The 23,972-nt window shown below is 37.8% G+C and carries 28 protein-coding genes; 4 read left to right on the forward strand and 24 right to left on the reverse strand.

Features of this window, described 5'->3' with window-relative positions; translation table 11 throughout:
• Positions 1-5 precede the first annotated feature (5 nt).
• The 5 genes from JKP34_RS11650 to JKP34_RS11670 form a co-directional block, all read right to left on the reverse strand.
• Positions 6-404, reverse strand: a complete 399-nt coding sequence (locus tag JKP34_RS11650; protein ID WP_201921411.1) for a hypothetical protein — start codon at positions 402-404, stop codon at positions 6-8.
• 148 nt (positions 405-552) lie between these two features.
• The gene (arsB, locus tag JKP34_RS11655; RefSeq protein WP_201921414.1) at positions 553-1,587 is read right to left on the reverse strand and encodes an ACR3 family arsenite efflux transporter; all 1,035 of its coding nucleotides are present in this window, start codon (positions 1,585-1,587) and stop codon (positions 553-555) included.
• A gap of 9 nt (positions 1,588-1,596) precedes the next feature.
• Positions 1,597-2,331 carry a protein-tyrosine-phosphatase gene (locus tag JKP34_RS11660; RefSeq protein WP_236664973.1) on the reverse strand — a complete coding sequence of 245 codons (735 nt, stop codon included), beginning with the start codon at positions 2,329-2,331 and terminating at the stop codon, positions 1,597-1,599.
• Between the two features lie 13 nt (positions 2,332-2,344).
• Positions 2,345-2,815 carry a DUF6428 family protein gene (locus tag JKP34_RS11665; RefSeq protein WP_201921416.1) on the reverse strand — a complete coding sequence of 157 codons (471 nt, stop codon included), beginning with the start codon at positions 2,813-2,815 and terminating at the stop codon, positions 2,345-2,347.
• 59 nt (positions 2,816-2,874) lie between these two features.
• Positions 2,875-3,210 (reverse strand): ArsR/SmtB family transcription factor, encoded by a 336-nt coding sequence (locus JKP34_RS11670; RefSeq protein ID WP_201921418.1) that lies wholly within the window; start codon positions 3,208-3,210, stop codon positions 2,875-2,877.
• 105 nt (positions 3,211-3,315) lie between these two features.
• Between JKP34_RS11670 and JKP34_RS11675 the strand changes: the two genes are divergently transcribed.
• Together JKP34_RS11675 and JKP34_RS11680 are read left to right on the forward strand one after the other, a co-directional pair.
• Positions 3,316-4,164: an alpha/beta hydrolase gene (locus JKP34_RS11675; protein ID WP_201921420.1), complete on the forward strand. Its 849-nt coding sequence runs from the start codon at positions 3,316-3,318 to the stop codon at positions 4,162-4,164.
• An 84-nt stretch (positions 4,165-4,248) separates the two neighbouring features.
• Complete coding sequence (locus tag JKP34_RS11680; protein ID WP_201921422.1) at positions 4,249-4,968, forward strand: tetratricopeptide repeat protein; 720 nt, start codon at positions 4,249-4,251, stop codon at positions 4,966-4,968.
• Positions 4,969-5,174: 206 nt separating this feature from the next.
• Here the strand turns inward: JKP34_RS11680 and JKP34_RS11685 are convergent, their stop codons facing one another.
• The 3 genes from JKP34_RS11685 to JKP34_RS11695 form a co-directional block, all read right to left on the reverse strand.
• Positions 5,175-6,197, reverse strand: a complete 1,023-nt coding sequence (locus tag JKP34_RS11685; protein ID WP_201921424.1) for a synaptic vesicle VAT-1 family membrane protein — start codon at positions 6,195-6,197, stop codon at positions 5,175-5,177.
• A gap of 23 nt (positions 6,198-6,220) precedes the next feature.
• Positions 6,221-6,994, reverse strand: a complete 774-nt coding sequence (yaaA, locus tag JKP34_RS11690; RefSeq protein ID WP_201921425.1) for a peroxide stress protein YaaA — start codon at positions 6,992-6,994, stop codon at positions 6,221-6,223.
• A gap of 112 nt (positions 6,995-7,106) precedes the next feature.
• Complete coding sequence (locus JKP34_RS11695; RefSeq protein ID WP_201921427.1) at positions 7,107-7,514, reverse strand: acyl-CoA thioesterase; 408 nt, start codon at positions 7,512-7,514, stop codon at positions 7,107-7,109.
• A gap of 410 nt (positions 7,515-7,924) precedes the next feature.
• On the opposite strand from JKP34_RS11695, the gene JKP34_RS11700 reads away from it, so the two are divergent.
• Positions 7,925-8,698 (forward strand): pentapeptide repeat-containing protein, encoded by a 774-nt coding sequence (locus tag JKP34_RS11700; protein WP_201921430.1) that lies wholly within the window; start codon positions 7,925-7,927, stop codon positions 8,696-8,698.
• 56 nt (positions 8,699-8,754) lie between these two features.
• Positions 8,755-9,942 (forward strand): MFS transporter, encoded by a 1,188-nt coding sequence (locus JKP34_RS11705; RefSeq protein WP_201921434.1) that lies wholly within the window; start codon positions 8,755-8,757, stop codon positions 9,940-9,942.
• 413 nt (positions 9,943-10,355) lie between these two features.
• On the opposite strand, the gene JKP34_RS11710 is transcribed toward JKP34_RS11705, so the two are convergent.
• From JKP34_RS11710 to JKP34_RS11785, 16 genes are all read right to left on the reverse strand, one after another.
• Positions 10,356-10,628 (reverse strand): hypothetical protein, encoded by a 273-nt coding sequence (locus tag JKP34_RS11710; protein ID WP_201921438.1) that lies wholly within the window; start codon positions 10,626-10,628, stop codon positions 10,356-10,358.
• 86 nt (positions 10,629-10,714) lie between these two features.
• Positions 10,715-11,314 carry a P63C domain-containing protein gene (locus tag JKP34_RS11715; protein WP_201921441.1) on the reverse strand — a complete coding sequence of 200 codons (600 nt, stop codon included), beginning with the start codon at positions 11,312-11,314 and terminating at the stop codon, positions 10,715-10,717.
• Positions 11,315-11,317: 3 nt separating this feature from the next.
• Positions 11,318-12,529, reverse strand: coding sequence for an ImmA/IrrE family metallo-endopeptidase (locus JKP34_RS11720; RefSeq protein ID WP_201921444.1), 1,212 nt, complete (start codon positions 12,527-12,529; stop codon positions 11,318-11,320).
• 467 nt (positions 12,530-12,996) lie between these two features.
• Positions 12,997-13,170, reverse strand: a complete 174-nt coding sequence (locus JKP34_RS11725) for a hypothetical protein (protein WP_201921448.1) — start codon at positions 13,168-13,170, stop codon at positions 12,997-12,999.
• Between the two features lie 55 nt (positions 13,171-13,225).
• Entirely contained in the window at positions 13,226-13,861 is a 636-nt protein-coding gene (locus tag JKP34_RS11730) for a cation diffusion facilitator family transporter (RefSeq protein WP_201921451.1), read from the reverse strand.
• A 146-nt stretch (positions 13,862-14,007) separates the two neighbouring features.
• Positions 14,008-14,802, reverse strand: coding sequence for a cation transporter (locus tag JKP34_RS11735; RefSeq protein WP_201921453.1), 795 nt, complete (start codon positions 14,800-14,802; stop codon positions 14,008-14,010).
• Between the two features lie 5 nt (positions 14,803-14,807).
• On the reverse strand, positions 14,808-17,312 hold the full coding sequence (locus JKP34_RS11740; RefSeq protein ID WP_201921454.1) for a heavy metal translocating P-type ATPase: 2,505 nt from the start codon (positions 17,310-17,312) through the stop codon (positions 14,808-14,810).
• Positions 17,309-17,737: an MgtC/SapB family protein gene (locus tag JKP34_RS11745; RefSeq protein ID WP_176223691.1), complete on the reverse strand. Its 429-nt coding sequence runs from the start codon at positions 17,735-17,737 to the stop codon at positions 17,309-17,311. The genes JKP34_RS11740 and JKP34_RS11745 overlap by 4 nt, the downstream gene beginning before the upstream one ends.
• A 15-nt stretch (positions 17,738-17,752) precedes the next feature.
• On the reverse strand, positions 17,753-18,643 hold the full coding sequence (locus JKP34_RS11750) for a bestrophin family protein (RefSeq protein WP_201921456.1): 891 nt from the start codon (positions 18,641-18,643) through the stop codon (positions 17,753-17,755).
• 71 nt (positions 18,644-18,714) lie between these two features.
• Entirely contained in the window at positions 18,715-19,431 is a 717-nt protein-coding gene (locus JKP34_RS11755; protein WP_317193688.1) for an AlbA family DNA-binding domain-containing protein, read from the reverse strand.
• A gap of 121 nt (positions 19,432-19,552) precedes the next feature.
• On the reverse strand, positions 19,553-19,771 hold the full coding sequence (locus JKP34_RS11760; RefSeq protein ID WP_201921460.1) for an SHOCT domain-containing protein: 219 nt from the start codon (positions 19,769-19,771) through the stop codon (positions 19,553-19,555).
• Between the two features lie 29 nt (positions 19,772-19,800).
• A complete protein-coding gene (locus JKP34_RS11765; protein WP_201921463.1) occupies positions 19,801-20,679 on the reverse strand; it encodes a prohibitin family protein in 879 nt (292 codons plus the stop codon).
• Between the two features lie 11 nt (positions 20,680-20,690).
• Positions 20,691-21,065 carry a zinc-ribbon domain-containing protein gene (locus JKP34_RS18440; protein ID WP_394368669.1) on the reverse strand — a complete coding sequence of 125 codons (375 nt, stop codon included), beginning with the start codon at positions 21,063-21,065 and terminating at the stop codon, positions 20,691-20,693.
• A 7-nt stretch (positions 21,066-21,072) separates the two neighbouring features.
• A complete protein-coding gene (locus JKP34_RS11775; protein WP_201921468.1) occupies positions 21,073-21,414 on the reverse strand; it encodes a P-II family nitrogen regulator in 342 nt (113 codons plus the stop codon).
• Positions 21,415-21,424: 10 nt separating this feature from the next.
• Positions 21,425-22,618, reverse strand: a complete 1,194-nt coding sequence (locus JKP34_RS11780) for a M20/M25/M40 family metallo-hydrolase (protein WP_201921471.1) — start codon at positions 22,616-22,618, stop codon at positions 21,425-21,427.
• Between the two features lie 98 nt (positions 22,619-22,716).
• A partial coding sequence (locus tag JKP34_RS11785; protein ID WP_394368670.1) for an efflux RND transporter periplasmic adaptor subunit occupies positions 22,717-23,972 on the reverse strand: 1,256 nt, incomplete at its 5' end.

A 23,972-nucleotide genomic window follows, 5' to 3' on the forward strand; every position in this document is an offset into this window, starting at 1 on the left:
ATAACTTATTGATTATCTGAGTTTTTATTTGAATAAACAGCCATTAAGATTGCTGCTAAAGGAAAGAGCCAAACTAAATCATTCATTAATAAATGAAACAAGAATTTCTTAGTAAACTGACTTTGCATGAGTAGAAAATAGGCAAATAAGCCTCCTGAAAGTTTGGCAATGAAAACCAATGCAATCATCCACTTGTATTTCAATGGTTTAAGCATAGCAAGGAACATCATGATACCTACAACAGCTACACCAATTGCCTGATAGAATACTAATGAATTTTCCTGTTGAGCGCTTTCTGTCATCCATTTGATATAACTATCAGGTTGATAAAACAGAAAAATTGACCAGGCCGCATTATAGAAGGCTCCGATCAACAACACACCTCGCATCCAGGGTTGTACCATTAATTAAATTTTAGCTTTAACTCTTTAGGTTCAAACTTAAGATTTAACAGACAATAAACCTACACCATACAAATCAGAATAATGCCAGTTAAACTAATGCTATTAAATAGGTAAAACCATGAATTGTTTTGAGTGGATACTTACTCACTTAAGAATAATACTTTTTCTTTAACCAGAAAGATACCCGTACTAAAAGGATAAGAGCCGGAACTTCCACCAGCGGACCAATTACACCTGCAAAGGCCTGCCCTGAATTTAATCCAAATACGGCTATAGCTACTGCTATTGCTAATTCAAAATTGTTACCCGCAGCTGTAAAAGCAATAGAGGCGTTTTTATCATATGTTGCACCAGAAGCTTTGCTTACAAAAAAGCCTATTAAAAACATAAGCGCAAAATAGATTAATAAAGGAATAGCAATTCTTACAACATCTAACGGTATACCAACAATGAGAGCACCTTTTAAAGAAAACATTATCACTATGGTAAATAAGAGAGCAATTAAAGTCATTGGAGAAATGGCAGGTAGAAATTGCTCTTTGTACCATCTTTCATTTTTAATCTTAATCAGGAAAGTGCGGCTCAATATGCCCAATAAAAAGGGAATTCCTAGGTAGATGGCTACGCTTTCGGCAATAGTTGCAATTGAGATATCCACTATAGCACCCTCAAAACCAAAATATGGAGGTAAGACAGTAATGAAAATCCATGCGTAAAAACTATAGCCAAAAACCTGAAAAATACTGTTAAGTGCAACCAAGCCGGCCCCATATTCGCTACTCCCATCTGCTAAATCATTCCATACAAGAACCATTGCAATACATCGTGCCAAACCAATTAAAATTAAGCCAACCATGTACTCAGGATAATCCTGTAAAAAAATAATGGCTAAAGTAAACATCAAAACCGGGCCAATGATCCAATTGAGAACTAATGAAATTGACAGTATCTTGACGTTTTTAAAGACTTTTGGAAGTAGGCTATAATTCACCTTGGCCAATGGAGGATACATCATCAGAATAAGTCCAATAGCGATTGGTATATTGGTACTCCCATTGCTAAGAGCATTTATATAAGTACTACTTTCAGGAAATAAATAACCAATACCTACGCCAAGAAGCATAGCTAGAAAAATCCACAGGGTTAGGTATTGGTCAAGGAAATTTAACTTCTTGTTTCTCATAAAAAAAGGTTAAGCCTTTACTTTTGACATCAAATAAAACATTTCTGTAGCTATTTGAAGGCAACGCTCGTCATATCGAGCAGTTTCTTCGCTCGTTCCATCTGCCTCTTTGGGATCGTCATATGGAATAGGAATTCTAAAACTTGCACCTGGTATAAAAGGACAATTCTCATCAGCATCTGAGCAAGTCATGATAGCAGCAAAGTCTTCTTGCGGATTAAAATAATCGTCATACTTTTTGGAAAAGCATTCTAATTTTTCACCACCATCAGCATAGGTAACCATGTAATGGGGATTTTCTCCACCAGGATTATCAACCTGAAAACCAGCTCTTTTAATGGCTGCCACTGCACGAGGATTAAAAGCTGTCGCTTCGGTACCTCCTGAGAATGTTTCAATGTGATCAAGCTCATAGTAAGCCGCTGCGGTTGCTGCCCAAATTTGGCCTAAATGACTTCTGCGACTATTATGCGTGCAGATGAAAGTTAGCTTAGCAGTTTTATTTTCCTTCTGCTTCTTAGTGATATAATTAGCGAGTTCATTCAACGACTCTTTTCGTTTTTCAGGTATATCAGAAATATGCGTTAAGACATTCTCAATGTAAGACGTTAGTTCATTATACATGGCTTTTTCTAGTTTGGATGATAAGGAAGCTTCTTTAACTGATTGATCCTGCTCATTACTTTTTGTTGAGCAACTGATTATCAATAATGATAGTAGGCCAAATGCAAAATTTTTCTTCATCACAATTAATGTTTTAGCAACATCCTGAACCTGGTGTACAAGCTTCTTGAGAATTTTGCAGTGATGATAGCCTTACCTTAGGTTTTTCCTGAGGAATACCACAATTATCTTTAGCAAGGCAATCTGTTTGCTTTGCAATAAGCTTAAACTCTCCATTCTGAAATGCCAGGTCATATTTACCAATAGTATCCCCTTGATACTCCACCTCTACCTCACTGTCGGGTAGTTGTAATTTATCTACTGATAAATCGATAATGCTGGCCAATTTCTGTGCACTTAAACGATGATCGTGGTCGTCTGCAGTCCATAGCTGAAAACCAATGACTGATTCTTTTCTCATGGTTCCACCACAATCAATAAACTCCTTCGTGATGTGACCTACTTCAGTTACATGAAAATGTTGTGGAACAAGCTCTCCACTTGGAAGATTAAACTTAACCTCCGTTAGACCTTTCAATGCTTCTTTTACTTCTGATAATTTCATAACTTAATTATTTAATAAACTCAATATCGCAATATTACGATACAACTATTCAAATTTTTTTAACAGCAGTTATCCTCTGATAGCTTATTATAACTATTAAAAAGGGTACTGAACTGTGTCTTAATTAATTCCCACTTTTCACTATTGATGCAATAACTCACTCTTGTTCCTTCAATAGTACCTTTGATAATCCCTATTTCTTTAAGTTCTCTTAAATGTTGACTGATTGTGGCCTGAGCAAGACCTAATTCATTTACTAAATCTCCATTGATACAGGCACTTGCTTTTAACAAATACTCAATAATGGCAACCCTGGCAGGGTGAGCAAATGCTTTGGCTGCAAGGGCCATATTATTTTGTGCTTCCGAAAATAAATCTGTTCTTGATACTCCCATAAGTAATGTATCGTGATATTACGATTAAGGTTTAGCAATAACAAAGTTTTATAAACTAATTCTTAAAAAGTAGGTTCTTGAACCTTTATAATAAGAAAAAAAATTATGAATAAAGCTTACATATTCCTTTTTGCTATCAGCATTTTTCTATTACCAAGTTGCGGGGTATTTACGGTTAACAAATCGAAAGATATCCCCTACATGGCTCAGGGACAATTGGATAATCTTCCTGAGAAATCATTAAACATTTTCTTTCCGAAGAATAAAAAGGAATGTCCTGTTGTAGTTTTTGCCTATGGCGGTAGCTGGGAATCTGGTAAAAAGGAGTTGTACAGTTTTTTAGGCAAACGTTTAGCGAAAAAAGGAATAGTAGCTGTTATTATTGATTATCCGTTGAGTCCCGCATATAAAGTGCCTGATATGGCCTTATCAGTCGCTCAATCTGTAAAATGGACAGTCAACAATATTGCTAATTATCATGGCAACCCTGACCGCATATTTGTATCAGGGCATTCCGCAGGTGGGCATCTTACTGCTTTAAATACCCTAAAGGATGATTACTTTGATCAACTCTGTGTTGAAAATCCGATTAAAGGAGCCATATTAATTGATGCTGCTGGCATTGACATGTACACCTATTTAAAGGAGAAAAAGCTGGCTTCCGGAGAATCTTACCTTAAAGCCTTCACCAATGACCCAGCTGTTTGGAAAGACACCTCGCCTATTTATTACCTTGATAATCAAGATCCACAATGCTTAATTATGATGGGTGGCAAAACCTATCCTGGTATTAAATCGAGTACAGAACGGTTTCTGGACAAATCCGAAGAAATTGGATATGAACCTATTTATCATTTACAACCGAGTAAAAAACACGTCCCCATGATTACTCAGTTTATTTGGTCGGGAAATAAAACCTACGATTGGATTGAGGAATTCGTAAAGGCTAAATAAATATTGAAAATTAAGAAAAGTTGAACCTAGTAATTGGTCTACTGTTAAGTAGAGTGTAGTTTTACACCACAATCACTAGATTAAATGGACGAGATAAATATACTATTAGAAACGGCATCTAACCATTGCCAAAAAGGCGATTTTAAGCAGGGCATTCATCTATATGCTCAATATATTAAGCAAAACCCGAAAAACCCGAAAGCTTATTACCAGAGAGGAAAAGCCTATTTTAAAATAAAGGATTACAATGCTGCCATTTCTGATCTTAATAAAGCCATGCAATTGGTTCCCAATGATGCACATTTAACTGGTGAAAGAGGACTTATATATTTTATGGCTAAAAAAGAGAATAAAGCTATGGCAGATTTTGATAAAGCTGTTGAATTAGAATCTGAAAACCCTTTCAGGTATGCAAGCAGAGCTTTTATTAAAGATAGAATAGGCGATCTGGAAGGTGCCAAGACAGATTATCAAAAAGCATTAGAACTAGATCCTGAGGATGCAATCTCTTATAATAACTTAGGCCTTGTACTTGATAAAATGGGTTACAGAAAAAAGGCTGAAGATCACTTTGAAAAAGCTGCAGATATCGATCCTAAGAATTTTGGTATGAGTAAATCCAAGGAGTCATCACAATCGGAAGTGCCTGAAGAGAAACCTGATTTACCCCCGTTGCCTGATATAGGAGGCGAAGAAGAACCTAGTAAGTCAGCTAATTTTATTAACACATTAAAGGAATTGGCTAAATCGAAAAAAGAGCGAAAGGAATTTTGGGAATTTGTAAAAAGTAAATTTACCGTTTAAAAGAGCAGAGCGCTATTAAATAGCGCTCTTATGTAGAAAAAGTCAAATGATAGTCCCTTTAAAAAGTATGAAGAGCTCTCCATTACAGACCACCATTATAGCGTTTGACTAACTACTTTTACAAAGTTATGTTTAATTTTCGTATTTCAAAAGCCGTTAAAAATTAAACAAAATAAACTTACTGCTGGCATGTACTAAACTTGCACTTAGCTTAGTTTAATTACTACTTTTCCAGTAGTTTTACCACTTTGGAATAATTTAAGCGCTTTATCCATTTCGTTGAATTGGTAAGTATGTCCAATGAATGGAGCTGGAAGATCAAGTTTACTTAATTCTGATACGACCTGCTTCATCAATTCCTTCTGCTCGTATAGCCAAATCAGGTTAAAGCCTAATATGCCTTTGTTCTGTTCAATCATTTTTTGCGGATCAATTCTAGGTCTGAAAAGATACTTATAAGCCAAACTAATCCAGTTAGGACTATCACCAGTACCTCCGTATCGGGCAGAACCATAAACTACTACCCTACCTTGTGAAGCTAATAAGTCGTATCCTGTTTTGAATATTTTACCTCCGATTGAATCCATTACCAAATTCAATGGTTTTCCATTTAAGGCATTCTGTAGTTTTGATTTGAAATGATTATCTCGAACTATGCAGGCATCATATCCTTCCTTTTTAAGCAGATCAATTTTAGAATCGCTTCCTACTGTACCAATAGTATAGGCATTTTTCAACTTCGCCATTCTATTAGCCAACAATCCAACACCACCTGCAGCACTATGTATCAGAACCGTATCATTCTCCTGCATATTTCCTAAATAAAACAAACCATAGTAAGCAGTTAATGCTTGTACCAAAAAACTGGCACCTTCGTCATAACTCCAACTTTCTGGTATAGGACTGACGTAGGTTGTATCAATATTAATGTGAGAGGTGTAGGCTCCAAAACGCGTGACGCCCATTACCCTATCACCGGCTTTAAACTCTTTTACCTTATCGCCTACTTCAATAACTTCACCTGCATATTCAAGTCCCGGAATAAAGCTGTTTTGGGGTGTAGCACTGTATAAACCAAGTATTGCGAAGATATCCGCAAAGTTAAGCCCAATAGCATGGACCTTTATTTGAACTTCTCCACTCTTGGGAGCGTCAATTTTTTCCTCAACTAATTTGAGTCTTTTGAATGATCCCGCTTTGTTGATGCGGTAACTTTTCCGGTTAGTCAATATCTTGTATTAAGTTTTAAATATCAGTTTTGGTCTCTCTTAAAACAAAGCTGTTGCTCTGATGAGTTTTCAGGATCAAAATAATAGCCCTCAATATCGAAACTTTTCAAATCCTCAACCTTATCTATTCTATTTTTCACAATATACCTGGCCATCATGCCCCTTGCTTTCTTGGCATAAAATGAAATGATTTTGTACTGACCATTGCTGTAGTCCTTAAACTCCACATCGATGAGCGTAACTTTCTTCTTTAGCAAATCTCTGTCAACAGCTTTGAAATATTCGTTTGATGCTAGGTTGATCAAAATATCATCACCTTGCTCCTTTAAGTCCTTCACAAGTGTCTTTGCTATTTTATCATCCCAATATTCATAGAGAGATTTAGAGCCATTAACTTTGAGCTTGGTACCCATTTCAAGTCTATAAGGCTGAATAAGATCTAGCGGCTTTAGTAGACCATATAGCCCTGATAAAATCCTCACATGCTCCTGAGCAAAGTTATGTTCTTCTTTCGTGAATTCTTCCGCTTGCATTCCCTGGTAAACATCGCCTTGAAAGGCTAAAGCTGCTTGCTTCGCATGCTTTGGAGTACGTTTTTTGAAATTATGGTATCGCTCAACATTAAGTTCAGCGAGCTTTTCACTGATACTCATTAAATTTTGTATTTCCTTTTCAGATTTTTCTTTGAGTGTATCAATCAAGGTGTTTGTGTCGCTATTAAATCTTGTCTTGCTTGAAGGTAAATCAAATTGTTTTTCAAAATCCAGACTTTTAGCTGGTGAAAGTATCGCAATCATGTATTTCTATTTTTTACAAATATACCTTTTGAGAACAAAGAATGTTTTATTCAGCTGATAGATTATCTGAAATCATGTATCACTACTATCTATCTTTAAAATATAAATGTGGTTAAATAAAAAGCTCCTTTAGTGGCTGATCTATTCTCATTGGTTTTTTAGTTTTAGCATTTAATAAGCACCAAAAAGTTCTTGCCTCTGCTTTTATCTGTTTTGTTTCAGGATTGAAAATCTTAGTAATTCTTTCAGACTTCACTCCTTCCATAGATGCTACAAAGGTTTCAGCTACAACTGCTTCTGAAGGTTTTATTTCTCTTTTGTAGTCTATTTCATGTCGAAGTGCTACCCAAATTAGGTTGTCGAGGGTTTCATCTTCCCTAATACTCTTCCAATGAGCCTCAGCAACATCTTGTACCCACTGCAAATACACTACATTATTGACGTGCCCCAGTTCATCAAAATCTTTGGGTTGAGGATGTATTGTAAGCTGAAAGTGTTTTGTGTTTTCTGCGTTTGACATTAATGATTATCTACCCAATATTTTTAGTGGAAACATAAAAATAGCTCCAATGATTGAGAATGAAAAATCGATGGCTAAACCGAGCAATCTAAATGGTAACAAAAGAAGCCAAATGAAAGGATAAAGTATCAAAACCACCAGTGCCAGTGGCCAACAAAGTACAAAAAGGATGCAAAATAAAAGAAATGTTATCATGAACTTAGAAGTTTTATTTCTCTACTTACAAGCATGATACCATTTTCATTAACGACTCTTTTTCAGTAACTTACAATGAAAACTGCATAATATATTGTTCAAATAAGAACATGTATATGTACGCTTTTGAATAAAATAATTCGTGCCGTATGCAACCATTTAAATCATACTAACATCATAAAGACAATTAAAGAACTAAACCAACTTCTAAAATCATGAAAAAGACATTATTCACATTTGTATTGGTCGCACTATTCTTTGGTGCTCAAAAATCCAAAGCTCAATCTGTATCTGCTCAAGAAATTGTAAATAAAGCCTTTGCTGGCGAAAGCGTAACTTATAAGAATACAACCATTAAAGGTGTGGTAGATCTTACGCCTTGTATGGAAAAAAAAGATGATTTACCATCTAAATCATGGTGGTCAGGTGGCTCCAATAGTATTGACAAAACTATTAGCGGCAGTATAACTTTCGAAAATTGTGTTTTTGAAAATGACTTTTTAGCCTACTTACATGATGATGACACCGAATATACTTTTGTTACACACTTCGCTTCAGATGTAACTTTTAAGAATTGTCAGTTTAAGGGAGGTGTTGCTTTCAAATATTCAGAGTTTGCCGGAACTGTTGATTTTTCAGGATCAAGTATTGATGGAGAAGCAAATTTTAAATATGCTGAGTTTGATGAAACAAGCAATTTTAGCCAAATCAGGTTTAATGAACTGGCCAATTTTAAATATGCTGAATATAATGAAATGGTGAGTTATGCAAACACAACATTCAATGAAGAAGCTAACTTTAAGTATGCTCAAATGGAAGATGGGGTTGACTTCAGCAATGCCCTTTTCAATGATTTCCTGAACTTTAAATATACTGAGCTCGAAGGAGAGGTAATCCTTAAGAACTTTCAGGTTAAAGGAGATATTGACACCAAATACACTGAAGTTAATGGACAGAACTTTACAGCATACCTTTTAAAAAATAAATAGCTAAATAAGATAATTAATTGTGATATTGAAGCCAACTTAAACTTTAAGTTGGCTTTTTGCTTTATAGCATATTCATTGCCTTAACAGATATACTATTGGGTTTACTTGAGAAAATTAAGACGGCATTCACGGGTAGCGGAAAAGTAAATATTCTACCTCTTCTTTCTGTAAACTTTATAGGTGCTCTGGGTTATAGCATTATCCTACCTTTTTTGGTTTATCTGGTAAAAGACTTTGGTGGTAATGAAGTGATTTATGGATTAATGGGAGCCGTATACCCTGCTTTTCAATTAGTAGGCGGTCCTATTCTTGGAAAATGGTCTGACAGAGTAGGTAGAAAAAAAGTTCTATTGATTAGCCAGATAGGCACCTTTGTTTCTTGGCTAGTGTTTATTATTGCTTTCTTTGTTCCCCAAACCGATCTATTTAAATTCAATTACTCAGGAAGCCTCGTTTTATTTACTTTACCACTTTTAGTATTATTTATTGCCAGGGCTTTTGATGGTTTAACAGGTGGTAATATTTCTGTTGCCAATGCTTACTTATCAGACATTTCAGACAAGAGTAATCGTAAAAAGAATTTTGGTAAGATGTCCAGTGCCATGAATCTGGGCTTTATCATAGGTCCAGTAATTTCAGGTTACATAGCTGCTTTAAATAATGGAGAATTAAAAACAGTAATCCTAGCAGCCATTATTTCGTTCGTAGCTATTTTCATTATTCAGTTTCTCTTGAAAAACCCTAAGAATGATGACAACTCAGAGCAGAAAACCGCTCAACAAAACACTTCCACCCAAATAGATATTTCTGTATGGAAAATTAAGCAAGTACCCCTGATGGTTGCTCTTTTCTTCCTTATATATCTGGCCTTCAATTTTTTTTATGCCACCTTTCCTATTTATGCTGCTAATATCTTAGAGTGGGATTCCGCTAAGTTAGGACCGTTTTTCGCTGTATTAAGCGGAGTTATGATTTTGGTTCAAGGGCCTGGCTTAAGCTATCTGAACGATTATTTTTCCGAAAAGCAGTTGTTCTTTGTTGGCGGCATTCTTTTGATAGGCATGTTTTATTGTTTGACCTTTACAAACGTTTATATCATTTATACCGGAGCCATTTTATTTGGATTGGGAAATGGATTGATGTGGCCTTCTTTCCTTTCTATCTTAGCCACAAAGGGTACAAAACAACAGCAGGGAGCTATACAGGCTCTCAACAAAAGTAGGCCATATTGCGCAATCGTATGAATATCAATAAGTTAAAAATACTTTTAAGGGTTCAGCAGCCAAGATTAGGGGTAAAAGTACAATAGTCTGATATACAGTAGAATATACTTCCTAAATAGCGATGTTGAATCTCCATAAAATTTAGCCATTTTATGTAATTGGCTTTGTGACAGGGTTGCTGCATTTTCACGCCATATGTTCTTTAGTTAAAGCGTGAATTAAAAATCACAGTAAACTGCCGTTTTAGTGTATTGGCTCTCAACAAAAGAATTGCAAAATCCTCAACAGAAAGCATACTCATTCGATCTCAAGATCGAAATAAGTATGTATAAATGATTGTTAATTGTTTATATATTATTTGTGATCAAATAATGATTTACAGTGACGGCTAAAAGATATCTGCGTAATATATCCTATATGGTATTTATTGGGAATTATTTCGCTATTTTATCGTAAAGATAAGCTTTTTTAAATAGTAGAAATGCTTTTTTTAACTTTCTTAAGGCTTCGTTATGACTTCCAGAATAGTCAAAAAATGTTCTAGGTTTTTGCACCTCTTGTACGAATTTGAAAGTAATAACATATTCTTCATTATCAGAGATAATATCCCATCCCTTAGCAGGTAATTCTTTTGATCCATCATTAAAATGAAATGCATTTTGTTGATGACTATATTCGAGTTTTCCTTTTTTATTTCGCCAATTCATTGCAATTTGATTTTATTTAATAGCCCTAATTTTAAACAAGCTTTTGGGTATAGCTACTATTCCTTCTTACTAGTTTAAACAATCTATTAATAGTTAGTCCAGATTTCTAACTGAAAAGGAACACCAAATTCTTGATTTAAACGGATTCGAAAGTCATACCAACTCATTGATTTCTTCATTACAACAATTGACTCGGCTATGTATTGCTTTAAAAGCTGATTACCCTCATCGCTTAAATATTGGTGATGCTTATGGGAGCGGATACCAATCCTTTCATAGGGATTTAAAATTTCCAGTACAGGAAGAACATCCTTTGAAAACCTGCCATAAATAATCTCCTTTGTCCATTTCCCAACTATATTAGGTTTTGTTGCAATTTTTCCGTTGGCAGGGACATTCCAGTTGTTTAACCTAAAGATTTGTTTATAGTATTCGTCTGGAAATTTCGGAGAATATTCTTTCAGGCGTGTCGTCACTACAGATAATTGAGCTAAATCAATTTCATCACCACCTTTTAGCTGTATTTTTAGATTCTCCTTATCTAATATCTCATCTGACCATAGATTATTAGTCTTACTTTCAGTTAGATCAAGTAAGGACTGTTGAAGACTTTGTCTTTCAAGAATTTTTTGATCTTTGGTCAGTTTATCTTTTCCAAAGTGGACACTGTGCTTTTCTTTCTTCATATGCTAGTTGTAATATTTAAGGCGTAAAGTTTTTACAAGATCAATCACTGGCTTTGGCTTGTTCCAGTTATATTTAAATACAGTTAGTAGAGATTTTAAATTTGGGTTCTTTTTTCGTGCAAGAGCCCAAAAGTTTTTATTTTTGGAACTGTCATAGGCATTAAAAGTGTAAATTAAACTAGGATGAACGTTATGATTCTTTGCATAACTTGAAATAAAGTCTGGTTCATATATCCTAGCTTTTATTTCTTTAGACTTTTTCTTTGCAAATAGATATTCACGCGCAAATTCATTTGCTTCATTTTCTTTTTCTAAAATGCCTAAATCCTCTGAATCATCGTCTGAAATATGGTATCTTTTGGATTGTATTTCCTCCCAATCAAAAATTACATGAAATAATTCATGAATTAATGCAAACCAAAGAGTGGCATAGAAGCCAACATAATCAGTAATGACTATACACGGTTTTTTATTAACAGATAACGTTGCGCCACGAAGATGTAAGGATGATAGTGATGGCTGATATATAACTGTTATACCCATTTTATATAATGATTTGATTACATAGTCTAGGCCTTTTTCAACATTCGTAGAATGCCATCTTATATCTGGAAAAAATTGAATTAACTCATTTCTTTTATAATCATGGGGATTATTAATTTCATCGAAGGTTCTTTTAGCTCTTTGAATCCATAAATCCCTAGTGAGCTCATTCTTCGGATTAGTTTTCCCTGAACTAAAAGCAGCTTCCTTTTTTGGTGGAGAATATTCAAAGATTGTGCTTATACCTAGTACTGAACATATTTTAGTTTCTATTTCTTCAAAATCATTTATATCATCTATGACTCCATCCTTTTTTAGAGCTATTAAGTCAAAGTATTGTTTGATAAAGGTTATTTTCTCAGGATTAATAGAAGGCTCATATGCATAATTCCTCTTGAGCTCATCAATGTAAAGCGAGAAAACCTCTTCCTTAGATAATTTAAGAAAATTGCTTAAATTCAATAAAGCAGTAAAATCTACTTTTTTTTGAGTTCCATCAAGAATTCCGTGCAAAGTCCTATGTTGAATTTGTAGGATATCTAAAGAAGTAGTAGTAGACATTTTTAGTTCTTCTAATCTCTTCATATAAATATCCTTTAAACTAAATTTTGGCCTAATTAGATCATTAATTAGCTCGTCAAAATTCAAGTTATCAAATTCATTATTTCTCATAAAATGTATTTTTACAATTACAAATATAGTATTTAAACTTAAATAAATAAGGTTTATACCTGAATAGTGTAAAAATACAGTGAAATTAATTATTGGATCTTTAAAGCTGATGTAAATTGTGGTACTCTGAAAGTCGAGGTTAAAGGCTTTATTGGAAAAATAAGGCAAAATGTTCATTAACAGTTTGGCTCTTAACAAATGTAGATGAAAGTCTGCGACAGCGACTGCCTTTTGGAACAGTATAGTAATAATACACCCAACTGGGACTTTAGCGCATTATATAGGGTAATTTAAAAATATTTAATCCCAAAAATTTTAATATTACTTCCTACAAATTCTTTAGTAGGAAGTAAAAAATTAGCCTTTTTTGGCTTTATGAAAATTGGAATTCCAGTTAAAAAACTGCAAATTGATATTTTAAGTGGAAGTTACGACCCTTAATTTATGTCGCACAAATAGCTTTTTAATTATAATTTCCTTTTTTTCATTTCAGCCTTCGCAATTGCCCGGTCAATAGCTTCTGCCTTTGTGCATTTATCATGGACGTAGAATTCTTCGGCATATTTTAAAACCAGCGTCCTGATATTTTCATCCAGTGCATTGAGACGGTGCTTATAGACGTTGAATAAATGCTCTGTCATTTTTTTAAATTTAAAATGCCAAATTTGCTACTATCTTGCTTTACCACAAACTTTCTTATTTGCTTGAACTATATGAAATCTTTCTTCCATTTTGAAAAGCTTCCCATCCTTCTTTAAGAGCGTATGGCACTATTAAAAAGGCAGCAACGGGATCGGCCCACCACCAATCTAAATAGCGAACAGCAAGCAAACCACTCAATACCGCAATGGTTTGATAAAGGCATACAAAGGTATCCTTGGAATCTGCGATTAGCTCCTTGCTGTCCAGCTTTTTGCCATAGCGGTATTTGTACCAAATGAGAATAGGATTTACTACAAGGGAAATGACAAGTATAATTACTCCTGTTGTGCTCCATGAAGGAGTTTTTTGAGCTATCAGCTTTGAAATAGAATCATAAGTAATAAAAGAACTCACCAGTAAAAACGAAGCGGCAATAACAAAAAAGGTTATCTTTTCCCGCTTCCTCACCTGTTGTTCTTCAATGTCTTTTATTTCTCCGTGCAAGCGCCACCATAATGTACTTGCTGATACCACTTCAATCACACTGTCTAACCCCCAACCGATTAAAGCAGCACTGCCAGAAGTGAAACCTGCGATGAGAGATACTATTACTTCAATTATATCATAAATGATGTTGTAAACCTGAACTTTACGAGCCTTTTTTAGGTATTTATATCTTTGCTGATCCATATACAATTAGTTGGTATTATTTCACTTTCTTATTTTTCCAGTATTTATCAAATCAACGAATCTCACTATCGCTCCTAAACTCATTTATTCTGCCAATAATAGCAGCTTTTTTAAGTTGAAGTTTTCCTGCAAAAGTCATTCATTTTTCATTTAGCTATTTTCAATATCCTTACAGCCCCGCGCATTACAAAGGTGAAAACAACTCCCCCAATGGCCAAATCGGGCCATTTGCTATCAAGAAAATAAACTAACACACCAGCCAGGATCACTCCGCCATTCACAATAATATCATTTGAAGTGAAGATGGCGCTGGCCTGCATGTGGGCTTCTTCGCTTTTGGCTTTATTGATCAGCCAGAGCGAAACCAGGTTGCCTATGAGGGCCAGTATTGCTATGACGATCATCCACTGAAAGAGAGGTGTTTCGCTTTCGCTGAAAAACCTCCGCAATACTTCTGAGAAACCTAAGAGCGCCAATCCCATTTGAAAGTAACCGCTGAATTTGGCGACTTTCTTCTTTCTGGAAACAGCACCACCAACTGCAAACAGGCTTAGTGCATAAACGATAGAATCTGCCAGCATATCCAATGAGTCGGCTATCAGGCCCATAGAGTTGGAAATCCAGCCGGTAGTCATCTCTATCACAAAGAACCCGAAATTGATTCCCAGCACCCACCACAATATTTTGCGCTGGTGAGAATCGTCAGAAGCCAGTGGCAACTCAACTTCATCTTCCGTACTTTCCAACCTGTCATTGAGTTTGAGTTCACCGATGGCCTGATGGAACTCTTCTACTTCATCTGTATGATATACCTCCAGTTTACGATTTGGAATATCAAAAGAAAGCTGCTTCACCTCTTTATAAGGTTCCAACTTCATACGGATCATCTGCTCCTCTGAAGGGCAGTCCATTTTGTTTATATGGAATGTGCTTTTCTTCAATTTTCTCACTTTTTGTAGGCCAACAACCTCAACGCATTAAAGACTACTACCAGCGTAGAGCCTTCATGAATCAGTACGGCAATGCCAATGTTAGCAAAGCTGAAAATTGTGGCTGGTATCAATAATGCAACTATCCCCAGACTCACCCAAAGGTTTTGCTTGATAATGCCTTTGGCTTTTCTACTCAAACCGATAGCAAAAGGCAAAGTCTCCAGCTTATCAGCCATCAGGGCTATATCGGCTGTTTCCAGGGCTACATCACTGCCCGCTGCTCCCATGGCAATACCTACGGTGCTATTGGCCATGGCTGGTGCATCATTCACGCCATCGCCCACCATAGCTACTTTGGATTCTTTTTCCCTGAGCTTTTTAATGGCTTCTACCTTTTCTTCTGGCAGCAAACTACCCCAGGCATCCGTAAGGCCAATCTCTTTGGCTACTGCATCGGCTACTTTCTGGTTATCACCCGTAAGCATGATCATGCGCTTAATACCCATCTTCTTGAGTTGCTCAAGGGTATTTTTAGCTTCCTTTCTGGGGGTATCCATCAGGGCAATGATGCCTATGTATTTGTCATTTTGACGGATCAGCATGGTGGTATTGCCCTCTGATTCCAGCGACTTTACTTTTTCTTCTGTTTCCTTCTCCGGCTTTTTATCGTCCAGGGATTCAAAGAGCTCCAGATTGCCGATGTACACTTTATCATTACCCAGGGAGGCCTTAATCCCCTTGCCAAGTACCGCTTCCAGGTCTTTTGCTTCCGGAATATCAACCCTATCCAATAGCTCTTTACCATCCCGCACTACAGCTTTGGCCAGCGGGTGGTCACTGAGGGTTTCTACTGCTACAGCTATTTTCAACAGCTCTTCCTCGTTTACATCGCCCAAAGCCACTACTTTGGTGAGCTTGGGCTTGCCTTCGGTAAGTGTTCCGGTTTTGTCAAAAGCCAGGGCGGTGAGTACACCCAGATCTTCCAGCGGACGACCCCCTTTGATAAGCACCCCGCTTTTGGCGGCCCTTGCTACTCCGCTTAATACTGCACTTGGGGTGGCTATCGCCAAAGCACAAGGGCTGGCTGCCACCAATACGGCCATCGCACGGTAGAAGCTTTCGCTAAAGGTTTCGTCCAGTACCAGAAATGCGAAATTGAGTATGACTACCAAAACCAGTACAGACGGCACAAAATATTTCTCAAATTTGTCGGTGAGCCGTTGTGTAGGTGATTTCTGGGTCTGGGCTTCATTGACCAGTTTCACCAGGCGGGAAAGTGTAGAGTCCTTCGCTACTTTAATCACCTTGATTTCAAGTGTATTGTTGCCATTGATCGTACCCGAAAAAGCCCGGTTCTCGTCTTTGATGTCTTTTTCCTGCGACCAGTCTTTATCGAGATTATCCACGGGTACTTTATCTACCGGCACACTTTCCCCGGTGATAGGCGCCTGGTTTACACTACTTTGCCCGCTGACAACTACCCCATCAGCAGAAATCTTGCTATTGGGCTTCACCACAATGATGTCACCGATGCTCAATTCCTCAATACCGACTTCCTCGGTGTTACCATTTCTCTTAAGCAGTGCCGTTTTAGGAGCGAGTTCCGCTAAAGCAGCAATGGATTTACGGGCTTTGTTCATGGCGTAGTGTTCCAATGCATGCCCCATGCTGAACAGGAACAATAACAAAGCACCTTCTGCCCATTCACCTAAAATGGCCGCACCAATTGCTGCCACGAGCATAAGGAAGTCAATTTCAAATCCTCCTTTGGCCATTGATTGAATGGCTTCTTTGGCCGTGAAATATCCGCCAGATAAATACGCTGCAATGTAAAGGGAAAGGCTTACCCAGGATGGAACACCATCTATGTAAGAAAGACCGAACCCAATGCCCAACAGCGTTCCACACATAATGGAAAAAATCAACTCAGTATTTTTCCCGAAAATACCTCCATGCGAATGTTCATGGTCTTGACCTTCCTCATAGTCATGTTCCTCGTCAGCTTCTTCTTTTTGCTCTTCGCCTTTTTCAGCTTCTTTTACCTTATCAAGAAAACGTACGGCACTTACCTGGGTATCCGGCATACCAAGTCCCTCTTTTCTCAGTGCTTTCATGATTTCCGCCTCATCCACCTTTGCCGTATCATACTCTACCCGTACCATGCCGGATGCCGATACGGAGGCTTCTAGAATACCCGCTATATCCCTAATGTCACGCTCTATATGACGGGCATGGCGGGTATGGCGAATGCCTTCTACTTCTATGAGTTTGTGTCCAAATTTTTGCGTGATTTCCGCCCCTGCTTGCTCTGCCAGCGACTGGATACGGTCTATGGAGATCAACTCCGGGTCGTAGTGAAAGCATAGCTGGGGTACGCCATTATCTGTTTCATCTGCTACATGTACTTTCTCAAGGCCTTCTTTATTCTCAAGTTGTTGAATGAGTTTTTGTACACATTGATCTTTTTCATCCGGTACTTCGGGCAGGAGTAATGGTATTTTTATTTGTAGTTTTTTCATTTTCTGATATTTTTCTTTTTTAAAAAAGGGAAATGATGTGAAATCAATAATAGAATAAGCAAAGCGGATGTGACACTCCCGATAAGGTACATGCCATATCCAATAGCAATTCCTACAGCAGCAGTGGCCCAAATAGTAGCTGCGGTTGTCAAACCTGAAATAAAATTTTTGGATCCATCTCTGAAAATAATACCCGCCCCCAAGAAGCCAATGCCTGAAACAATATTGGCAACAATTCGGGTCTGATCTGCAACTTCAATGTGGGAGTTGATAATTGTGACTAAAGCCGCACCCAGGCAAACGGCAGCATACGTTCTGATTCCTGCGGCATGCCCGTCAATTTCCCTGTCGAGTCCTATCAAAACACCGAGTACAAGGGCGACAAGTAACCTTGGTATGAGCGTTATTTCAGTTTGAAAATCCATTGTTAATATTTTGTGTTATAAAACATAATAGTCTGTCGGTTTTTTCTTTTCAGGAACATCCGTTTCTCCAATCATTTGCCTGATGTTTATTTCTATCGTTTCCGCCAGGTCTGTCATGGGCGTGTCCAAAGGCTGGTTCTCAAAAGGATCCTGCATGAGAATGGAGGTTTTTTCGATGGCAATAAAAATGATCGGTATACCAATAGTCAGGCCTATTTCTACAATTAGGTATTCATCAGTTAAACCGAATGGCAGCATGGTAGCAAAGACATAAATAATGGTATGGATCAACAGGCTGTGTGCTTTGGGGAAAACCGTGTTTTTTATGCGTTCGCACTTGCCCATAGAATCACATAATCTGGCGATGGTGCTATCGATTTGCACCTGCTGAAAATCATTCACCATACCTTTTTCTTTTGCCTTTAGCAAAGTTTCAGAATGTTCTGACAATAAAGCATTTGGAATATTAAATGCTTCGGTCTTATTGGATTCTTTATATTTAATGACCCTGTGGGAAAAAGGTAGTTTTCTTAGTGATTCTCCGAGCGCATAGCACCAAATGATCTGACGATTGGCCATTTCATTGACCAAGGTATCGTACTGCCCGTTGCTCCTTTTGAAAAATGAAACACATTGTCTAACCAGTGTTCGGGAATCGTTAACAATAGCACCCCAAATAATACGGGCTTCCCACCACCGTTCATAGGCTTGATTGGTTCGAAAACCCAACAGCAAGGCTACCGCAGTACCAAAAACAGCAGTAACACTAATAGGAACCGAAATTTTGTCAAGAAATCCGTATTGATCGAAAATGCCTACCACAACCGCATACGAGGAGATAAGTACTATATCAACCTTAATGGTTTTGATAAAGTCAAGTATGGATATTCTTTTATTTAAGAGCATTTTAATTCAGTTTGTTGATCTGATTTTGGTTTTATAGTTACTCCAATAATAGAGCTGTGATAAATTCCTTGTCACAATGAGCGACCATTTAAGTTTTCTTCGATATAATTTAACGCTTCGGGTATGTCAAGCTCACGCGTACCATTTCCTGTACGGATATAAAAGTGTGAACGGTCGTCCTGATGCAGATAGACCGGAGAGTGCGCATGTTTAATCTCAAGATGACAGACATCAAGCCCTTCTATTTGGAAAAAAGAAACATCTATCAGAGCGCAATAATTTGTCCCTAATTTGGTGGAGATCAGTTGCATTATATACTGCTCAAAACCATCTCGTCCCGGTTTTTTCAGGCTTGCATAATCTTCATGTAAACCTTGTGCCTGTCCATCATCGTCAATACCAATAAATAGGTGCCCTCCCCGGGTATTCATAAATCCGGCAATTGTTTTGGCTACTACGTCTTCCAGAGCCTTATTCGGCTTAAACTGTCTCAAATCCCACCTTAAGGTAGATTTGAACTCAACTTGCTGGTTTTCTCCTGCCGCAATCAACTCCCTGATCTCCTCCAACCTATCCCTTCTTATGGTAAGCTGAAATATTTTTTGCCTGACCATAAACATAAGCGACAAGGCAATGCCCAGCAACCCGAATAGCAATTTGATGACGGCCTGATCTAAATCCCATGAACCAGCAACCTGCTGATATGCGGGAGGAAGATATTCCCACCAACTGCCGTTATCTCCCTGCATGTCATACATGTGAAGTGAAATAGCCAGGGGCTGTATCACAAATAGTCCAAAGGTTAATCCAATAAGTATATAAGCAAGAAATCTCTGGTTTTTCATTTTACAATATCCTTTTATAAACCACAGGTGTCACCTCGCTTGGGATACACCTGTGGCTGTGTAACTACTTCTTCTTATCCTGAAGGACTTTCTTCTTTTGTTCAAATTCCTCATCGGATATCTCGCCCCGGGCATATCGCTCTCTCAGGGCTTCCATGGCCTTATCCTTCCGTCTGTTTTGTCCGGGCGTAGGGTAAGGGATTAAGAATATCCAGCATAGGAGGATAAGCCACAAGATCCACCAGATCCAATGCATTCCTCCGAAATACCAATCGTGCATCATAGCTGTAGATTTTAAGGTTAAACATATATTTAATTGTCGTTTACAATTACCGGTGATTTACCATCGGTTACAATTACTTTAGTGTTCTTAGAGCCGACCAGCTCCCTGGTGATTTCCAGGCTCTTGTATTTGATGAGCCGGTCATTCAGGGTGGCGTTGATGATGGCCTGCTGCTTTTTGATAGCCTCTGCCTCAATCAATAGCCTTTCTGCTTCTTTCTTCTGCTTCTCAATGTTGAAATCGATTTGCATACGCTCGGTAATGATGGCCATCTCCTTTTCTTTCTTTTGTTTCTCCAGCTCAAAATCCAACTGGTTCCTTTTTATCTCATTCTCGATTTTTGTCTTCTTGGCTATCTCGTCTGCGTTGAGCTGAGCCTCGATGGTTTCCACTACTGCCTGTGGTAAATCGACTTCCTTAAGCATTACCAGATCCATGGCAAAACCATATTCGCCAGTCACCGCATTCATTTTTTCTTTAATGGTATTTTCTATGTTATTTCGTTCGGTAATCAGTTGAGTGGCTTTATAATCAAGCCCTGTTTGACGAAGGATGGTAATCAAATTATCCTCTATGACCGTTTCCTGGTAACCGGCACCAAAATCCTGATAAATGCGGATGACGGAATCGGGAATAATATGGTACAGTATGGTTATTTCAGAGTTTACCTCAATTCCTTCTTTCGTATGAAAATTAAGTTCCCGAGAGTAGTTGACGATCCGCGTATCAAAACGCTCTATCTTTCTCCCAATAAACCCCATAAAATGGTGAGGACCAGGCTTCATTACCGTTGGTTTCACTTTACCAAAATGTACATCTACACCCACCTCTCCTGGTCTGACAATGGCACAGCCTTGAATCAAGGCAAGAACCGTAATCATAGAAACCATGTTTTTTATAGTCTTCATAATATATTCGTTTAATTTTTCAAATTATTCCTACATTTCGGACACCACTTACCTTGTATTACACCATCAGCGGTAGCCTGGAAACGGTGACCGTTTTTACACTGCCACCTCAAGGGTGTTTTGGAGTTAATATATTCCTTAGAAAGACACTTACCTCCCTTTTTATGAGCCAGGGAATGCAACTTATCTATCCCGTGGGGAATATTATTGGCGCATACAGGGCACCAGCTTTTTCGTATTTTTACACTGAAAGGGGTGGCCTGCCAGCGGTGACCTTTTGCACATTGCCACCACAATTTGGACTTACTGTTGACATATAAGTCCGAATGGCAAAGCCCGCCCCGTGTCCTGGCCAAATGTTGCATTTCTTCAATTGGAGAGCTCATGGCATTCTTACTTCATATCAAATCTTTTAATTGATTTTCCGGTCTTTATTCTGTAGGCATCATCTATTTCGGATACGTAAATGATTCCATCGCCTGGTTCTGGCGATTTAGCTTTGCCACATATTAATTGCACGGCTTTATCCATTTCTTCATTTTGGCACACCAACTCCAGTTTTACAATCGGGCTATCGGTAAAATGAAAGTCTAATGAAGGGGAAGCATCTTTTTGTCGGTGCGCCCCGGTTCCTTCACCTTTATATAGCGTTACACTCTCAAACCCTGCATCCCGGAGAGATTCAACAACTATTTGTACTTTTTTCGGTTTTATATATGCTTTTATTTCTTTCATAATTTTTTATTTATAATTTAATCCAAGTCTTAGTTTCCAATAGCGATCCTTTTTTGGAACCAATACGCAAAGTGTATGCTCCTGTAGGATAACTTGAAACATTCATATTAATATTTTCATTTGACGAACTCATTTGAATGAATTGTCCCATTTCATTATATACCTTTACCTCATACTCATTTAAACCTTGAGTTACTTTCTCGATTGTTAAATAGTTGCCAACCGGATTAGGGTAGACTTTAAACATTTCTTTGGAAAGCGGTTTTTCTTTTGCACTTAATACTAGATTACGATCTAGTGCACACTCAGCCAAAGTAGCTATTGCTAGTTTAGTGCATTTTTCATAAAATTGAAGATTAAACTGCCCCAGCGAATCTGCGGGAGAGTGATAAAAGGGATTAAAGTCATTACTATACTCTTCATTTATACCAATAGCCGTAAATCCATTACTCCAAAAAGCCGCATGATCAGTTGCTCCAATTCCAGGATTTACAAAGTGCAGATTCAAGCCGACAGAATAGCGTGAATTTACTTCTGATACTTTTTCAGCTAGTTGAACAGAACCTGCAATCGGTCTTGTATGGAGGTCAGCAACAAAATCACTATTACCATCCCACCCCAGCATATCTAAATTTATGTAGCCAATAATTGAATCACCATTAGCAGCAGCCAAAGATGTGTAAGCCTTACTACCGATTAACCCCTGTTCTTCTTCATCCCAAAAAGCGAAGACGATTGTGAAAGGAAAATTGTATTTAGAAAATATTCTTGCTGCTTCTATTACAGCCGCAGTTCCACTCGCATTATCATCAGCACCAGGTGCAATTTTTATGGCGGGACGATTATCATAATGAGCACCAATTATTAGTTTTCTATCAGAAAAAACTGTTCCCGATTTAATTCCAAATAAATTTTTACCATTTGTACTGAATTGCTGTGAGTCAATTTCATGACCATAAGAAAACAATTTTTGTTTGATAAATTGAAATGCTTTTTCATTGCCATCTTGATCTATATGTCGAGAATATATAGTGTCTGGCACACCATTTATGAAAACTTTTTTCTCTCCTGACAACTGTTTAACGAAAAAAGTCAAAGAATCTAATTCGACCTTTTCCACTATACTTTGAACAGTGGAGTTTTGTGTCCACCCAGATAGCGTAATAAGATTGAAAGAAGCTATAAGTATAAATTTCAATTTCATAAACATTTAAAATGGTTTAGTAAGTCATGCTTTAAACATTATTAAAGCTCATGGCAGTGATAAATTAAGACATCAACCGCTGCCATGAACCTATTTACTTAGTGACCATGAGAGGTCTGACTTTTCTTCATTTCAGAAATCAGGTAATAAGCATTGTTCCATGCTACCTGGGTGCCGTCAGGAAGTGGTTCTAATAATTTAATCTCTACCCATCCATCTTCGGTTATACCTGTGCGTACTTCTATGGCTTTAAATGCCCATTCGGTCTTGCCATCTTCTTCATGCGCTTCCGCCATAAAAATATAAGGCTTGCCTTCTTCTTCTATAATGGCGCTTTCAGGTAAGGCCTTTACCGGATTATTTCCGGTACGTATTTTACCATTAATGTACATCCCCGGGATCAGAAAATCTTCCTTTTGATCTATTTCTGCATGCACATGTACTGCTTTCGGGTTTTGCTCGAACTGCTTACCAACTGAATAAATTTTCGCACTAAGTGTACTTCCCGGTACTGACTCCACTGTAAAGGACATCTTTTGTCCTTTCTTGACTTTATGTACGTCCTTTTCAAATACCATCAAATCCGCATGAATATGGTCGGTATTGACAATCATAAACATCTCGGTTTGAGGATCAACATATTGGCCTATTTGAACCTCGACCTTTTCTATATATCCGTCTATCGGACTCACTACTGGTACGTATTGATAGATATCACCACTTTGTACTTTTTTCACATTCAAGCTTAGCTGCTTTAATTGGGCTTCATAGCCTTTCACCTCACCCTTCATGGCCCGGTAGTCCGCCTGTATTTGCTGATAAGTTTTTCCGGAACCTACTTCTTCTTCGTACAACCTTTTCTGTCGTTGGTTTTCTTTTTCCAAAAATTGTAGTTGGCTATAAGCCCGTACATAGTCAGTCTGTAACTTAGTCAGGTTGGGGTGGGAGAGATACGCCAATACTTGACCTTTGCTCACCTGATCACCTTCTATCACTTTGATGGAAGTAACATTGGCTCCCAGAATAGCCGTAACGGTCGCCTCATGCTGAGGCGGCACTTCTAACTGGCCATTTGCTTCTACCACGCCCGATAGTCCGCGAGTGGGCAGTGTGTCAAGCTTGATGCCCAGGCTTTCAAATTTCATGTCAGAAAGATGGAGTTCGGCCATCCCTTCTTCATTATTTCCTTCTTCACCTTCGTGCCCAGCCTCGCCCTCACTGTGTTCTTCGTGAGAAGCTTCAGCTGAGCTATCAGCAGACTTGCTTCCGCAACCCGTAAATACTGATACCATCAGTACCAGTGCTACTATATATATAATTTGCTTTTTCATTTCTTCTATTATTTGTCTGACTT

Origin of the sequence: Marivirga atlantica (assembly GCF_016734805.1) — a bacterium.
Lineage (GTDB): Bacteria > Bacteroidota > Bacteroidia > Cytophagales > Cyclobacteriaceae > Marivirga > Marivirga atlantica.